Here is a 14,618-nt window from a genome sequence, read left to right as displayed (position 1 = left end):
TTAAAATTTTCTTCCATTTTTACCTGCGATGATAAATCTCAAAGCATTTAATCTTATAAAGCCTGCTGCATCTTTTTGATCATACACAGCATCTTCTTCAAAAGTACAATAAGCCTCGCTAAATAAGCTATCATTCGCACTTTCTCTGCCTATTACCATTACATTACCTTTATATAATTCAAGTTTAACTTTACCATTTACATATTTTTGTGACTCATCAATTAAAGCTTGAAGCATTAATCTTTCAGGCGAGAACCAATAGCCATTGTAAATTAAACTTGCATATTTTGGCATTAATTCATCTTTTAAATGTGCTGCTTCTCTATCAAGAGTGATACTTTCTATAGCACGGTGTGCTTTTAAAAGTATGCTTCCGCCCGGAGTTTCATAACAACCTCTACTTTTCATACCCACATAGCGATTTTCAACAATATCAAGACGACCTATACCATGTTTTACACCAAGCTCATTAAGTTTTGCCAAAAGTTGTGCGGGAGGCATTTTTTCTCCATTAATAGCACATAAATCGCCTTTACTAAACTCAAGCTCTATCACTTCGCTTTCATTTGGAGTTTCTTTTAAATCTTTCACCCAACGCCACATATCCGCTTCAGGTTTAGCAGCAGGATCTTCAAGTACTAAACCCTCATAAGAAATATGCAATAAATTTGCATCCATAGAATAAGGTGACTTACCTGGCTTTTTAGCTATATCAATACCATGTTTTTGCGCATAAGCTAAAAGTTTTTCACGGCTATTTAAATCCCATTCTCTCCAAGGAGCAATAATGGCTAAATTTGGATTTAGCGCCAAAGCACCTAATTCAAAACGCACTTGATCATTTCCTTTACCTGTTGCTCCGTGACTAATAGCATCTGCATTAGTTTTATTTGCTATTTCTACCAAAGCTTTTGCTATCAAAGGTCTTGCTATACTTGTACCTAGTAAATATTCTCCTTCATAAATAGCATTTGCTCTAAACATAGGAAACACATAATCTTTTACAAATTCATCTTTTAAATCTTGAATAAAAATATTTTCTTCTTTTACACCCAAAGAAAGCGCTTTTTTTCTAGCAGGTTCAAGCTCTTCGCCTTGTCCAATATCTGCTGTGAAAGTTACTACTTCACATTTATACTCATCTTGTAGCCATTTTAAAATTATACTTGTATCAAGTCCGCCAGAATATGCTAAAACTACTTTTTTAATATCTTTTTTCATTGTCTTTCCTCTTTGTAAAAAAATGATTGTAAAATTTAACGAATTTAGCTTAATATAATGTAAAATATTTAGACATTTTATAACATTTTCTTGTATTTTTTGATAAAATATTTTTATGAGAATAGATAAATTTTTAAATGTAGTTAATATTACTAAGCGTCGTGCTATTTCAGAAGATATGTGTAAAAGTGGTGTAGTAAGTATAAATAATCAAGTAGTTAAAGCTAGTAAAGAAGTAAAAATTGGCGATGAAATAAGCATTAAATTTATAGAATATACCAATACCTATAAAGTCTTAGATATACCAACAACCAAAAGCATACCAAAAGCTATGCAAGAAAAATATGTGGTAAAAATCCAATGAAAGAAATGATTTTAAGCCAAAATGAGCTTTATAAGCTTTATGAAATTTTACCTAAAAATGGAGTTATTTTACTTCAAGGGGATTTAGCAAGCGGTAAAACTACTTTAGTACAAAATTATGCTCAATTTCTTGGAGTAGAAAAAACGCTTAATTCTCCTACATTTTCTATCATGCAAGAGTATGATTTTCAACAAGGTAAAATGTATCATTATGATATTTATCAAGAAGGTTTTGATGGACTTTTAAAAAATGGCTTGATTGAAAATTTTTTTGAAGAGGGTTTGCATTTGGTAGAGTGGGGTGATGAAAAATTAAAAAAATATTTAGATAAATATCAAATTTTTAATATAATTTTACAAATCATTCCTTATGAAAATAAAAGAAAGTATATAATACATGAGTAAGCTAGAAGCTAGAAATTTAGAAAAAATCATTAAAAAAACTAAAATCATACACGATGTTTCGCTAGAAGTGCAAAGTGCAGAAGTTGTAGGACTTTTAGGACCTAATGGAGCAGGAAAAACTACGAGTTTTTATATGATATGTGGGCTTATTTTACCAACAAGTGGACAGGTGTTTTTAGACTCACAAGATATCACAAAAGAACCGCTTAATAAAAGAGCAAAACTTGGCATTGGGTATTTACCTCAAGAAAGTAGTGTTTTTAAAGACTTAAGCGTAGAAGAAAATTTACTTTTAGCCGCCCAAGTAATATATAAGGATAAAAATTTATTAGAACAAAAGATAGAGCAAATGCTAGAATTACTTAGCATAGAACCTATTAGGCACAGAAAAGGTATGAGTTTAAGTGGGGGTGAAAGAAGGCGTTGTGAGATAGCAAGATCGCTTATGTGTGATCCTAAATTTTTACTTCTTGATGAACCATTTGCTGGGGTTGATCCTATCGCAGTGAGTGAAATTCAAAGCTTAATTAATGATTTAAAAGCTATGAATATAGGTGTTTTAATCACTGATCATAATGTAAGAGAAACTCTAGCAATTTGCGATAGAGCTTATGTGATTAGAAGCGGAAGGTTGCTAGCTAGTGGCAATGCTAATGAAATTGCACATAATGAAGATGTTAAAAAATACTATCTTGGAAGTGAGTTTAGACTTGAATAATGCTTAAACAAAAAACCTCTATAACGCAAAAAGCAAAACTATCACAAACCTTAAGATCTTGGCTTCCTATATTGCAAGCTAACATTGAAGATCTAAAAGAAAGCTTAGATGAATTTGCTAAAGAAAATCCTTTTATAGAGATCAAAGAAAACTCAAACATTACAAACAATCAAAACAAGTATTATCAAGAATATTTTAGTAAAAATACCACCACGCAAATGATTGATGCAAAAAGCTTGGAAGTAAAAAATGTGTATGAACTTTTAAGTGAGCAAATCATACCACCATTTTTTCCTACTAAAAAATCCCAAACCATTGCTGAAAAAATCATAGAATGTTTAAATCATGAAGGTTATTTTGAATATGATGAAGAAATTTTAGGTGAATTTGATCCTTTAGAAGTAGAAAAAATCAGACAAAGATTTAAGTATCTTGAGCCTATTGGAGTAGGTGCAAAAGACAATCAAGAAGCTTTTATTTTTGCATTAGAGCATTTTGACTTAGATGATGAGGTTTATGAGTTTTGCAAAATGTTAATTTTAAATTTAGAAAATGCAAAAGATTTTATCAAAGATCCTTTGTATAAAAAGGCTATAGCGATAATTAAAAAAATCTCCATTCCACCTTTTTTGGAGTATTTTGAAGAGAGCATGGAAATTATTCCTGATATATTTATTTATCAAGAAAATGGTGAAATTAAAATTAAAATTAATGATGATTATTATCCTGAAATTGCTTTTGAAGCAGATGGTTTAGATCATGAGTTTTTAAGTGCTTATTTAAAAGATGCAAAAAATTTAATCGATGCACTAGCTATGCGTAAAGCTACCCTTTATAAACTAGGGCTTATGATTATAGAATATCAATATGATTTTTTCATGGGTGGGGACATCAAACCTATGCAACTTAAAGATTTAGCACAAGATCTTGAAAGAAATGCTTCTACCATTTCAAGAGCAATTGCAAACAAATACTTAAGTTGTGATAGAGGTTTAATACCTTTAAAATCTTTCTTTACCACCGCAGTTGATGATGGTGAAACTTCTAATGCTACAATCAAAGATTTTCTTAGTAATTTAATTAAAAAAGAAAATCCTAAAAAACCTTTGAGTGATTTGAAAATTCTTGAACTCACTCAAAAAGAATTCCCAAGTGTGCAACTAGGGCGTAGGACTATCACTAAATATCGTATGCAACTTGGTATAGGAAGCTCAAGTGAGCGTAAAAAATTATATGAATTGATGTAGGAAAAGATGAATTTAGAAAGTATTTTTGAAAAAACCATAAAACAAAATGTGCGTTTAGTAGCAGCTAGCAAGTATGTTCAAGATGAACAAATTCGAGAGCTTTTTAAGCAAGGTGTTGTAGAGTTTGGAGAAAATCAAGTCCAAGCTTTAGCTTTAAAAAAAGAAAAACTTCAAGGTTTAGAAATCAAATGGCATTTTATAGGCAATCTTCAAAGTAACAAAATCAATCTTTTAATCAAACAAAACCCATTACTTTGGCAATCTTGCAATGGCTTAAAAATCGCCAAAGCCGTAGATAAAAGACTTGATTATAAATTAGATACTTTATTAGAAATTAATACTGCCAATGAAAGTTCTAAAAGTGGCATAGAGCAAAATAAGGCCATAGAAGAGTATTTACAAATACAAGAAGAGTGTAAAAATTTAAACCTTACAGGCATTATGTGTATAGGCTCTATGGATGAGGAAAAAGTTCAAGAAAGCTTTGAGCAAACTTTTAAAATCTATGAAATTTTACAAAAACACGGGGCAAAAATTTGCTCTATGGGTATGAGTGGGGATTTTGAACTAGCTATAAAATGTGGTTCAAATATGGTGCGTTTGGGGAGTATTTTATTTAAATAAACCCCATTTGTTTTGCTTTTTCTATCATAAAATCTGCGCCATTTTCGCTTTTTAATCCTTGCAAGGCTAAAGATTTTTCTTCTAATGAGAAATTTTCTACTAAATTTAAAAATTGATGTTTTTCTTCTTGGGTTAAAATTTCACATAAATTACGCTCTTTTAAATACAAAGCATTAAAATATTGATGATTTTTAACCGCATATGGATAAGGAATAAAAATACAAGGAAGTAAATTTACACTAAGCTCAAAAAGACTACTTGCGCCTGATCTTGATATAGCTAAATCTGCTTTAAAAATTTTATCCATAATGTTTTTATCAAAGTCAAAAAGCTCTACTTTGACATTTAAATCCTCATAAGCTTTTTTACATCTTTCATAATCATTCTTACCACATTGATGAATGATATTTATACCTTTTTCTTTAAAGTATAAAGCATTTTCTAAAGCAAGGTCATTAATAAATTTAGCCCCTTGAGAGCCACCAAGAAAAATAATATTTTTTAATTCTTTTCTCACTCTTGCTTTTTGAGAAAAAATCTCGCTGATAGGATAAGGACAAAAGAAAGTATTTGCTTTGTTAATTTGATCATCAAAAGCAGTAAAAAAAGCTTTAGAAAAAGGCTTTAAAAGTGAATTTAAACTTCCTATTTTTGAATTTTGCTCATGGATTAAAAGTGGAGTATTTGCCATTAAAGCACCAAAAGCGCCTGGGGCACTGCTATATCCACCCACACTAAAAACTACTTTAATATTATGCTCTTTTAAAATTTGTTTTGTTGTTCTTGCAAGTTTTAAAATATGTAAAAATGATTGAACTTTAGCTAAGCCTTTTTTATTAACAACGCCTTGAGAGCTTAGAAAATATTTTTTATAAAAACCATTTTCATTTTCAAACCAAAGTCTATCTTGGCCATTTTCACTTCCTATGTAAATACATTCTATGCCTTGTTTTCTTGCGCTTTGCAATAAACATCTAGCTATAGCCAAATGCCCTCCCGTGCCTCCACCTGTAATTGCTATCATTTGTCCTCTTTATTTAGTTTTTCTTCTAAAAATTTAATTTTTTCCTCTAGTTTTTGAATTCTCTCTTTTTGGCTTATTTGAAATTCTTTAATATAAGCAGGTATACCAATAGCTGTTAAATTTGCCCCAACATCTTTTAATACAACTGCATTTGAACCTATTTTTGCATTTTTACCTATGGTAATATTACCTAAAATTTTAGCCCCAGAGCCTATGATCACACCATCTTCTATAGTAGGATGTCTTTTGGTATTTTTATCTAAACTTGTGCCACCTAAGGTTACTCCTTGATAGATAATCACATCATTACCAATTATAGCTGTTTCACCTACTACCACACCTATTGCATGATCTATGAATATCCTTCTACCTAGCGTAGCTCCAGGATGCAAATCAACCCCTGTTAAAAACTGAGAAATTCCACTAATCATTCTTGCTATGCGTTTATAATTTTTGATATAAAAAAAATGCGCGAAACGATAATTTACCACAGCCCAAACACCAGGATAGTTAAAAACTAATTCAATCCAAGATCTATATGCAGGATCTTTTTGTTTTGGCATAGAAAAATCTTCTTTGATTAGTTTAAAAATACTCATTTAGAACCTATACTTTTTAAGTATCCATTATCATTTAAAAATAAATAAATTTCACCCAAAATATGTTTTTTTTGATTTTCATTTACAAGTTTTGAAGCATAAATTTTTTCATTAATATTGTCCATAATTGCATGCACATCATAATCAAGATCTTCTAAGGTATCTAAAATAGATTGAGCCTCTAGCACGCTTTCTACTTCAAAACCCTTTTCATTAATACTTATACAAGCTTCAGTTGGATGTGTAAAAAGATTATGCTTCATGCCAAGCACTTCTTGATAAGCTCCCACTAGGAAAAATCCTAAAAAATAATCTTCAGCTTCTACATCAATATCATGTAAAAACAAAGGATTATCTTTAGAATAAGAAATTTCTCCATCGCTATCACAAGTTATATCCCATATACTTGCACTTCTAGTTGGCTTTTTATTGAGTCTATCAAGTGGCATGATAGGGAAATTTTGCTCTAAACCCCAAAAATCAGGTAAAGACTGAAATACTGAAAAATTCACTAAATATTTTTCTTGCACTTCATTTTGCAAACTCGATAAATCAGCTTGATCACCCACCAAAGAAATAGCTTTTCTCATAATCAAATGTACTAAAATTTCACTATTTGAGCGATCTTGTAAATCTACATAACCCAAATCAAACAAGGTTAAAATACTCTCCATATGATCAATGCTATCATGTAAATACTCAAGTGCATTAGAAGCTTTAATGTTTTTATACAAATCATAAAGTTCATCAATAAGTTTTGGGTTTTTATCTTTTAATAAAAGCTTGCTTTCTGTGTATTCTTGAGAAAAAAGCTCTAAAACAGGCGCTACTAAAACAGCATGATTTGCTGCTACAAAACGCCCACTTTCTATAAAAATATCAGGCTCTAAATCTTTTTTTTGTTCTGCAATACCTTTTAAAATAAACACAACATCGTTTGCATACTCACTTAAGGTGTAATTTCTGCTTGTTTCGTTTTTAAACTGAGAGTATTCTACCGCTAAACCTCCACCAAGATTAATAGCTTTTAAATTTTTTGCCCCCATTTTTCTAAGCTCGGTGTAGATATTACCCGCTTCATTTAGAGCTTTTTTCAAAGGATGAATTTCAGTAATTTGTGAGCCTAAATGAAAATGTATCATAGTAAATTGCTCTAAAAGTTTATTAGCTTTTAAAAGATTTACCGCTTCAATAAGTTCAGTGGATGTTAAACCAAATTTTGAATTTATACCACCACTTTTTGCCCAAATTCCTACTCCAGCTGAATGCAAGCGCACCCTTAAGCCTATATTTGGCTTTGGCTTAAAACGATTTTTAGCAATTTCAATCATTGCTTCAAGCTCATTAAGCCCTTCCATAGTTAAAGTGATATTATGACCCATTTCACACGCTATAAAGCCCATATTTATAAGTTCTTTATCTTTAAAGCCATTAACTGTTATAGGAGCGCCTTCATTATTATAAGCCATAGCTAGTAAAAGCTCAGCCTTACTTCCTGCTTCTAAGCCATAGTTGTATTCTTTGCCTAGATTGACTAAATTTTTTACAAAACCTGGATATTGATTAACTTTTAAAGGATACACAGCATTAAAAGAACCTTTATAGTTAAATTCTTTTTTTGCTTTAGAAAATTTTTCATAAATCTGCTCAATTTGCTTATGGATTAAATGAGGAAAACGAAGCAATAATGGCCCCTTATAGCCATCATCACGCAAAGTATTTACTATATCTATAATGGCAGGTTTTTTACCATGATTTACACATACTTTGCCATTTTCGATGATAAAATTATTTGCACCCCAAATATTAATACCATAATCAATCATAACTCATTCTCCAAATTTGCTAATTTTATATTTTTAGTATCTTTATTTTCTAAATTTTTATAAAAAATCTCTTCTTTTTGCATTTCATCTTCACCTATACACAAAAAGATTTTAGCATTAGCATTATCTGCTTGGTTTAAATGCTTTGCAAGTTTTTTTGCTTCATAACTTATATATACTTTATGTTTTTTTCTTAAAGTATTTGCTAATTTAAAAATAGTATCTATATAAGCTTCATCCATAGCACAAAGATAAATTCCTTCTCTTGATTTTACGCTTTGTTTTTGCTCTAAAATAGCCATAATCCTTTCTATACCCATAGCAAAACCCACGCCATAACCACTTTTACCATCTAAGTATTCAATTAATCTATCATACCTTCCACCACCTGCTACGGCAGCTTTTGCACCGATTTCATCGCTAACAAACTCAAATGCACTTTTAGAATAATAATCAAGCCCACGCACTAATTTTTCATCACATTCAAATTCAACATCATTTTCTTTTAAAAGTTTTTGTAATTTTTCATAATCTTTCTTGCAACATGAGCATAAATTTTCACTTAGTTTTGGCGCATTTTCGATTAAACTTTGACAATGATCATTTTTACAATCAAGCACTCTAATAGGATTTAAGTCTTTTCTTCTTAAGCAATCTTCACAAAAACCTTCTTTAGAATTTAAAAAAGCTATGAGTTTTTCTTTATATACACCCATACATTCTTTACAGCCTAAAGAATTAATCTTCAAACTTGTGTGAATTTCTAAGCGTTTAAAAATTTCATTTAGCATTAAAATAATACTCGCATCCTCATATACACTTGCCACACCAAAGCTTTCTACTCCAAATTGATGAAATTCACGCAATCTTCCTTTTTGTGGCCTTTCATAGCGAAACATAGAGCCATGATAAAACCATCTTTTAACACTTTGAGCCTTGTCCATTTTAGCTTCTATGTATGATCTTACCACCCCAGCTGTCCCTTCAGGCCTTAAACACACTTCATTGCCTGCTTTATCAACAAATTCATACATTTCTTTGCCAACTATATCAGAGCTTTCTCCAACACTTCTTTTAAAAAGCTTAGTAAGTTCTAAATGCGGACAATTAATAAAAGTAAAACCATAGTTTTTAGCTACTTCTTCACAAGTTTTTACCACTTTTTCATAAAGAGTAGCTTGATCATCTTGTAAATCTTTCATTCCTTTTAAAGCATTAATCATCTATAAAATCCTTAATTTTTTCATGTAAAATTTCAATACTCAAAGAAGCATCTAATTTTAAAATTTTTATATCTATCTTAGTTTTTAAAAACTCTAAAGTTTCTTCTAGGGCATTTTGTATATTTAAAAAATATTCAACCCCTCTTTTTTCAATACTATCTAGATCTTTTTTAGAAAGTCTTTGTGCGATAAGCTCTTTAGAGCCATGCAAAAACACAACCTTTTGTGGAAAAAGTCCACCTGTGGCAAAAGAATTTAACTCAAATAAAATATTTTGATCAAAATCACATCTTGCATAAGCCATATTGGAAATAAAACTACGATCTGAAATGATAAGTTTGTTTTTATTTTGTGCTAAATGCATGTCGATTAAATTTGCTCTATCTGCTAAAAAAAGCAAAAGCTCAGCCTTTTTAGAAAAATGTATTTTGCTTTCTAATAAAATTTTTCTCAAATGCACTCCAAGCTCACTTCCACCTGGCTCTTTAGTAAAAAATGCATTATGAAAATATTTTTTTAAAAGTTCTATCTGTGTGCTTTTACCCACACAATCAACCCCTTCAAAAGCTATATACAATCTCTCTCCTTTAATAAAGGTATAATTTCTTTTGGCACAAGCTTGCTCACATCACCATTATGAGCACAAATTGATCTTACTATGGAGCTTGAAATAAAAGAATTTTTTAAATTTGGCATAAGATATATAGTTTCAAAATCTTCCCAAAGCATGTGATTTGCATAGCCAAGTTGTAATTCATACTCAAAATCACTCACTGCTCTTAAGCCTCTTATAATGATATTTATTTGCAAATTTTTAGCAAGATCTACTAGTAAGTTATCAAAAGTTGTAATTTTAACATTTTTTAAGTCTTTTGTAGCAATTTTTACCATTTTTTCTCTATGTTCCAAGCCAAACATAGGCTTTTTGCTTTCACTTTTAGCTATAGCAACTACCACCTCTTCAAACATCTTGCTAGCTCTAATGATAACATCTAAATGTCCATTAGTGATAGGATCAAATGTTCCTGGATACACACAACTAGCCATCACTGCCACCTTTGGTATAAATTATGCTCGATATTTGCTAAATCAAGCCATTTTCCTATGATAAATTCATATAACTTTTCTAAATTATCAACCTTAGCATAACTTGCTATTACAGGAGGAGCAATGATAACTCCATAGCTAGAAAGTTTAGCCATTTGTTCTAAATTTAAAGTAGAATAGGGCATTTCCCTTACCCCAAGTATGAGTTTTTTACGTTCTTTTAAAGCCACTCCTGCAGCTCTTGTAAGTAAAGTATCATTTATACCACAAGCAATTTTTGCCAAAGTATTAATCGAGCAAGGTGTGATAAAAGTCGTTTCTATGCCAAAAGATCCGCTTGCAACGCATTGACTAATATCTTCATTATCTAAAAAATTTACATGTTCAAGCTCAAATTTATCTTTTATGTGTTGCAAAAAGTCTATATTTTCTAAAAGAGAATTTTCTTTTGTAAAGCTTATTTTTGCATTTTTACTCACAATGGCATAAATTTGCCCTTTTTCTTTTAAATGTTTTAACAATAAAAAACCAAGTTCACAAGAACTAGCCCCGCTAATACCTACTAAAATTTTTTTCATTTTAGCTCCACATAATTTTTACTAATAACTTTACCATGCACGACTTTTCCATCTTTGTTTTTAAGGCGAATTCTTTGGTTTAAATTCCCACTTTGCAAGGCTTTTAATTCTATCATCATGCTTAAATCCCCATCTTTGATAATACCATAAACAGAATCATTTCTTTGTATAAGGGTTTTGGTTTTAAACATATTATATTTTAAAATCATATTTTCTCTTATATTGCTTTTGGCTATTAAATTTGCGATTTCATCTTTTTTTAATACACCTTGAGGGGCTTTATCAAAAGGAATTTTTAAAATTTTAAAACTAGCAGGACTTAAATTTTCATTACGCGAAATAGGACGCGTAGTTTGCAAAACTTCTAATTTTGCCTTTAAAAAATACTTAAAAAATATATTTTTTTTAAACTGCTCTGGAGTTTTAAATTCAGCCTTTATAAAACCATCGGCTCTATCAAAATTATGATTACCTAGCTTTAAAAAAATATATTGATTAAAATCAGCAGGCAAACTTGATTGAGTGTTAAGATCCAAAGAAATGATTTCTAACTGCGGATAATTTATTTTAAATTCTTTAATCAAAGCTAATTTTACTTCATCAAAATTCGAAGCAAAACTTAAAGTATAGAAAAATAAAACTAGAATGATTTGTTTAAAAAACAATACAGCAACCTCTTATATAAAATATATTAATTATATAATACATCAAAAAAGTTTGATTTTAGTTAAAAGAAGTGGAGCGGGAAACGAGATTCGAACTCGCGACCCCAACCTTGGCAAGGTTGTGCTCTACCCCTGAGCTATTCCCGCATTTTGAAAGTAGAGTGTGATTTTATCAAAACTTTATTTTATTGTCAAGTTTTTAAAATTAAGGAATGTTTTTTGCTTGTAGTTATTAAATTTTAAAAGGAGCAACTCATGCAAGTAAATGATAAAAATAGTCCGCTAGCCCTAAACAATATGACAAAAATCAAAGAAAAAAACACATCTTCAGATGAATTTCAAGCTACACTTAATGCACTTAAAGACAAAGAGGAAAAAGAGTATAAAAAAGATAGCAATAATGCTTTTAGTAATACAGATTTAAATATAGGTTCGATTTCTAAAGATTATAGCGTATATGCTTGGGAGAAATTACGCCAAAGCAAATACCAAAAAAATGAAGAAAATATCTTAAACAATCTTTTTAAAACTTTAGATAAAGCAAGAAGTTAATCATTCAAAATAGGGTAGTGCAATACCCTATTAAATTTTTAAAACTTTAACTTCTTGATCTTTTACTAATTTTGTATCATCAATTTGCGTGATTAAAATATGCGTGTTTTCACATAAAGGTTTTAGCATACCTGAGCCAAATTTAGCTTCACTTGGTTTAAAATATCCATCGACTAATTTTCCAAAAGCAAAATCATTTCTTTGACCTTTGAAATTTAAATCTTTAGTCAATCTTGCTTTATCAAATTCCAAAAAATCTTTACCATAAAGCAAATTGAGTATATTTTTTGCAAAAATATGCGTTGAAACTAAAGAGGCTAAAGGATTTCCTGGTAGGGCTAGAAAAAGCATATCGCTTTTGCTAAAAAGTTTTACATGCTTGCAAAGTTTAGCATTTACTTTTTCAAAAATAGAGCTAAAATCACACTCAAGTAAAGCTTGTTTGATAAAATCAGCCTCACCCACGCTAGCTCCACCACTGCTTATAAGCATATCAAATTCTTTATTTTCTAAAAGCTTTTTATATGCATTTAAATCATCTTTTATAAGTCCTAAATACTCAACATCAGCATAATCTTGCAAAATAGCATAAATACCAAAAGCATTTGCATTATATATGCTGTATTCATCAGCATTTTCCCAAGGTTCTACAAGCTCATCTCCACTTGAAAAAATCCCAATACGCATTTTCTTAACTACTTTTAGCTCATAAATTCCTTGAGCAGCAAGCATAGCTACCATACCTGAGGTGATTTTTTGCCCCTTTTTAAACAAAAGCTCTCCAAGCTTTGCTTCCTCGCCTTTAAAACGGATGGCATTGTTTTCTTTAGCGTTTTTGGCATTGAGCTTTTCATCTTCAAGCAAAGCTTCTTCAAACATTAAAATGGTATTTGCATTTTGAGGAATTTTAGCTCCTGTCATGATTTTATAGCATTCATTTTTTTCTATAATATAATCATTTTTATCGCCTGCTAAAATACTTCCTTTTATTTTTAGCAATTCATTCTTATGTATATAATTTAGCGCATAGCCATCTAGGGCAGAATTATCAAAAGCGGGTAGGTTTTTTTTCACAAAAACATCTTCATATAAAATACACCCCAAAGCCTGTGTTAAATTTACTCTTTGAAATTCATTTTTTGCTTTGATTTGTTCTTTTAAAAAATCTAAAGTTGCAAAAATATCTCTCATTCTTCAAGCCTTCTTATACTTGCGCCTAGTTTTTTAAATTTTTCTTCTAAATTTTCATATCCTCTATCAAGATGATAAATTCTATGAATTTTGCTTGTGCCTTTAGCTGCTAAAGCTGCTAAAATCAAAGCAGAAGACGCACGCAAATCAGTAGCCATAACATCAGCCCCCAAAAGCTCTTTAGTACCATTTATAGTAGCAATATGCCCGTTTAATCTTATATCAGCTCCCATTCTTAAAAGCTCACTTACATGCATAAAACGATTTTCAAATAATCTCTCATCAATAATACTTGCACCATTTGCTTTTAAAGCTAAAGCCATAAATTGTGCTTGCATATCCGTTGGAAAACCTGGATATTCGCTAGTTAAAATTTCAACTGGTTTGATTTCTTTAGCAGGATTTATACTAATACTATCTTCATTAATATCAAAGCTAAAACCCATTTGCTCTAGCTTTGCTAAAACTGCACTAAGATGGCTTGCATTGACTTTTTTTAGAGTGATTTTTGAGTTAGTGATAGCTCCTGCACACAAATAAGTTCCTGCTTCAATACGATCAGGAATGATTTCAAAAGGTTTAAATTCTAAAAGTTCTCCACTTGTGCCATAAATTTCAAGTTCAGAAGATCCTATGCCTTGTATATCAAGTCCGGCTCTAGCTAAAACCTCACAAAGTTGCACTACTTCAGGCTCTTTAGCAACATTTAAAAGTCTAGTTTTACCATGAGCTAGGGCTGCTGCCATAATGATATTTTCACTGCCTGTAACAGTGATTTTATCAAACATCACATCAGCACCCCTAAGCCCTCCACTAGCTACTACATAGCCTTGTTTAATCTCAATATTAGCTCCCATTTTTTCTAAAGCTAAAAGGTGCAAATCAATAGGGCGTTGGCCTATAGCACAACCTCCCGGTAAAGAAACTTCACAATTTCCAAATCTAGCTAGTAAAGGCCCTAAGGTAAGTATAGAGGCACGCATTTTACGCACGATGTCGTATTTTGCTATGGTTTTATTTAAATGTTTTGTATTTATTTTTGCAAAATTATCTTTAAAAGTATAATTTGCCCCTAAATTTTCAAGCAAAGAAAGTAGGGTACAAATATCTGCTACATTTGGTAAATTTGAAATTTGCACTTCATTTTTAGCTAAAATACTTGAAGCTATCAAAGGGAGTGCAGCGTTTTTTGCACCACTTATTATCACTTCTCCATTTAATTTTTCAACACCATCAATCTCTAAATAAGTCATTAATTTTCCTTGAAATATATACATTTAATGATATAATAATATTTTACTACAAATATTATATAAATTAATAAGATTAAAGGTG

17 protein-coding genes and 1 tRNA gene are annotated in these 14,618 nt (G+C 30.6%); 6 read left to right on the top strand and 12 right to left on the bottom strand.

The features are described from left to right. A complete protein-coding gene (locus L8T82_RS00300; protein WP_263725620.1) occupies nucleotides 1-1,221 on the bottom strand; it encodes an argininosuccinate synthase in 1,221 nt (406 codons plus the stop codon). A gap of 115 nt (nucleotides 1,222-1,336) precedes the next feature. Here L8T82_RS00300 and L8T82_RS00295 point away from each other — a divergent pair, with 115 nt between their 5' ends. The 5 genes from L8T82_RS00295 to L8T82_RS00275 are packed head-to-tail and all read left to right on the top strand — an operon-like array spanning nucleotide 1,337 to nucleotide 4,578. Beyond that, on the top strand, nucleotides 1,337-1,585 hold the full coding sequence (locus L8T82_RS00295; protein WP_066007995.1) for an RNA-binding S4 domain-containing protein: 249 nt from the start codon (nucleotides 1,337-1,339) through the stop codon (nucleotides 1,583-1,585). Then, nucleotides 1,582-1,989, top strand: coding sequence for a tRNA (adenosine(37)-N6)-threonylcarbamoyltransferase complex ATPase subunit type 1 TsaE (tsaE, locus tag L8T82_RS00290; protein ID WP_263725618.1), 408 nt, complete (start codon nucleotides 1,582-1,584; stop codon nucleotides 1,987-1,989). Before L8T82_RS00295 ends, tsaE begins: the two co-directional genes overlap by 4 nt. Continuing rightward, entirely contained in the window at nucleotides 1,982-2,707 is a 726-nt protein-coding gene (gene lptB, locus L8T82_RS00285; RefSeq protein ID WP_263725617.1) for an LPS export ABC transporter ATP-binding protein, read from the top strand. Before tsaE ends, lptB begins: the two co-directional genes overlap by 8 nt. Then, complete coding sequence (locus L8T82_RS00280) at nucleotides 2,707-3,954, top strand: RNA polymerase factor sigma-54 (RefSeq protein WP_263680980.1); 1,248 nt, start codon at nucleotides 2,707-2,709, stop codon at nucleotides 3,952-3,954. Before lptB ends, L8T82_RS00280 begins: the two co-directional genes overlap by 1 nt. Nucleotides 3,955-3,960: 6 nt before the next feature. Beyond that, nucleotides 3,961-4,578, top strand: a complete 618-nt coding sequence (locus L8T82_RS00275; RefSeq protein WP_263680981.1) for a YggS family pyridoxal phosphate-dependent enzyme — start codon at nucleotides 3,961-3,963, stop codon at nucleotides 4,576-4,578. On the opposite strand, the gene L8T82_RS00270 is transcribed toward L8T82_RS00275, so the two are convergent. The 9 genes from L8T82_RS00270 to L8T82_RS00230 form a co-directional block, all read right to left on the bottom strand. Further along, entirely contained in the window at nucleotides 4,571-5,602 is a 1,032-nt protein-coding gene (locus L8T82_RS00270) for a UDP-N-acetylglucosamine--N-acetylmuramyl-(pentapeptide) pyrophosphoryl-undecaprenol N-acetylglucosamine transferase (protein WP_263725616.1), read from the bottom strand. The genes L8T82_RS00275 and L8T82_RS00270 overlap by 8 nt on opposite strands. After that, a complete protein-coding gene (gene cysE, locus L8T82_RS00265) occupies nucleotides 5,599-6,201 on the bottom strand; it encodes a serine O-acetyltransferase (RefSeq protein WP_263725615.1) in 603 nt (200 codons plus the stop codon). Before cysE ends, L8T82_RS00270 begins: the two co-directional genes overlap by 4 nt. Continuing rightward, on the bottom strand, nucleotides 6,198-8,027 hold the full coding sequence (gene speA, locus L8T82_RS00260) for a biosynthetic arginine decarboxylase (RefSeq protein ID WP_263725614.1): 1,830 nt from the start codon (nucleotides 8,025-8,027) through the stop codon (nucleotides 6,198-6,200). The genes cysE and speA overlap by 4 nt, the downstream gene beginning before the upstream one ends. Next, nucleotides 8,024-9,250 carry a histidine--tRNA ligase gene (gene hisS / locus L8T82_RS00255; RefSeq protein ID WP_263680984.1) on the bottom strand — a complete coding sequence of 409 codons (1,227 nt, stop codon included), beginning with the start codon at nucleotides 9,248-9,250 and terminating at the stop codon, nucleotides 8,024-8,026. The genes speA and hisS overlap by 4 nt, the downstream gene beginning before the upstream one ends. Beyond that, nucleotides 9,243-9,827, bottom strand: coding sequence for a dTMP kinase (tmk, locus tag L8T82_RS00250; protein ID WP_263671341.1), 585 nt, complete (start codon nucleotides 9,825-9,827; stop codon nucleotides 9,243-9,245). The genes hisS and tmk overlap by 8 nt, the downstream gene beginning before the upstream one ends. Further along, nucleotides 9,818-10,297, bottom strand: coding sequence for a pantetheine-phosphate adenylyltransferase (gene coaD / locus L8T82_RS00245; protein WP_263671339.1), 480 nt, complete (start codon nucleotides 10,295-10,297; stop codon nucleotides 9,818-9,820). Before coaD ends, tmk begins: the two co-directional genes overlap by 10 nt. After that, nucleotides 10,297-10,875, bottom strand: coding sequence for a UbiX family flavin prenyltransferase (locus L8T82_RS00240; protein WP_263680985.1), 579 nt, complete (start codon nucleotides 10,873-10,875; stop codon nucleotides 10,297-10,299). Before L8T82_RS00240 ends, coaD begins: the two co-directional genes overlap by 1 nt. Next, nucleotides 10,872-11,540, bottom strand: coding sequence for a flagellar basal body P-ring formation chaperone FlgA (gene flgA / locus L8T82_RS00235; protein ID WP_263662435.1), 669 nt, complete (start codon nucleotides 11,538-11,540; stop codon nucleotides 10,872-10,874). The genes L8T82_RS00240 and flgA overlap by 4 nt, the downstream gene beginning before the upstream one ends. Before the next feature lie 72 nt (nucleotides 11,541-11,612). Beyond that, a tRNA-Gly gene (locus tag L8T82_RS00230) sits at nucleotides 11,613-11,687 on the bottom strand. A 108-nt stretch (nucleotides 11,688-11,795) separates the two neighbouring features. Here L8T82_RS00230 and L8T82_RS00225 point away from each other — a divergent pair. Next, on the top strand, nucleotides 11,796-12,092 hold the full coding sequence (locus L8T82_RS00225) for an invasion antigen C (protein WP_039668370.1): 297 nt from the start codon (nucleotides 11,796-11,798) through the stop codon (nucleotides 12,090-12,092). 30 nt (nucleotides 12,093-12,122) lie between these two features. On the opposite strand, the gene L8T82_RS00220 is transcribed toward L8T82_RS00225, so the two are convergent. Next, on the bottom strand, nucleotides 12,123-13,283 hold the full coding sequence (locus L8T82_RS00220; RefSeq protein ID WP_263680986.1) for a molybdopterin molybdotransferase MoeA: 1,161 nt from the start codon (nucleotides 13,281-13,283) through the stop codon (nucleotides 12,123-12,125). Beyond that, nucleotides 13,280-14,536, bottom strand: a complete 1,257-nt coding sequence (murA, locus tag L8T82_RS00215) for a UDP-N-acetylglucosamine 1-carboxyvinyltransferase (RefSeq protein WP_258107352.1) — start codon at nucleotides 14,534-14,536, stop codon at nucleotides 13,280-13,282. Before murA ends, L8T82_RS00220 begins: the two co-directional genes overlap by 4 nt. Nucleotides 14,537-14,618 lie beyond the last annotated feature (82 nt).

The sequence above is a fragment of the Campylobacter sp. IFREMER_LSEM_CL292 genome (assembly GCF_025771615.1).
Taxonomy (GTDB): domain Bacteria; phylum Campylobacterota; class Campylobacteria; order Campylobacterales; family Campylobacteraceae; genus Campylobacter_D; species Campylobacter_D lari_D.
Note: the sequence above shows the minus strand (reverse complement) of the source record. Positions and strands in the feature narration are given on the sequence as shown.

Excerpts from the sequence above, each read along its gene's own strand:
- L8T82_RS00280 (WP_263680980.1), top strand. The coding sequence starts at position 2,707 with ATGCTTAAACAAAAAACCTCTATAACGCAAAAAGCAAAACTATCACAA.
- hisS (WP_263680984.1), bottom strand. The coding sequence starts at position 9,250 with ATGATTAATGCTTTAAAAGGAATGAAAGATTTACAAGATGATCAAGCT.
- speA (WP_263725614.1), bottom strand. The coding sequence starts at position 8,027 with ATGATTGATTATGGTATTAATATTTGGGGTGCAAATAATTTTATCATC.
- murA (WP_258107352.1), bottom strand. The coding sequence starts at position 14,536 with ATGACTTATTTAGAGATTGATGGTGTTGAAAAATTAAATGGAGAAGTG.
- L8T82_RS00220 (WP_263680986.1), bottom strand. The coding sequence starts at position 13,283 with ATGAGAGATATTTTTGCAACTTTAGATTTTTTAAAAGAACAAATCAAA.
- coaD (WP_263671339.1), bottom strand. The coding sequence starts at position 10,297 with ATGGCTAGTTGTGTGTATCCAGGAACATTTGATCCTATCACTAATGGA.
- L8T82_RS00300 (WP_263725620.1), bottom strand. The coding sequence starts at position 1,221 with ATGAAAAAAGATATTAAAAAAGTAGTTTTAGCATATTCTGGCGGACTT.
- tsaE (WP_263725618.1), top strand. The coding sequence starts at position 1,582 with ATGAAAGAAATGATTTTAAGCCAAAATGAGCTTTATAAGCTTTATGAA.
- L8T82_RS00275 (WP_263680981.1), top strand. The coding sequence starts at position 3,961 with ATGAATTTAGAAAGTATTTTTGAAAAAACCATAAAACAAAATGTGCGT.
- L8T82_RS00270 (WP_263725616.1), bottom strand. The coding sequence starts at position 5,602 with ATGATAGCAATTACAGGTGGAGGCACGGGAGGGCATTTGGCTATAGCT.
- L8T82_RS00295 (WP_066007995.1), top strand. The coding sequence starts at position 1,337 with ATGAGAATAGATAAATTTTTAAATGTAGTTAATATTACTAAGCGTCGT.
- lptB (WP_263725617.1), top strand. The coding sequence starts at position 1,982 with ATGAGTAAGCTAGAAGCTAGAAATTTAGAAAAAATCATTAAAAAAACT.
- L8T82_RS00240 (WP_263680985.1), bottom strand. The coding sequence starts at position 10,875 with ATGAAAAAAATTTTAGTAGGTATTAGCGGGGCTAGTTCTTGTGAACTT.
- L8T82_RS00225 (WP_039668370.1), top strand. The coding sequence starts at position 11,796 with ATGCAAGTAAATGATAAAAATAGTCCGCTAGCCCTAAACAATATGACA.
- cysE (WP_263725615.1), bottom strand. The coding sequence starts at position 6,201 with ATGAGTATTTTTAAACTAATCAAAGAAGATTTTTCTATGCCAAAACAA.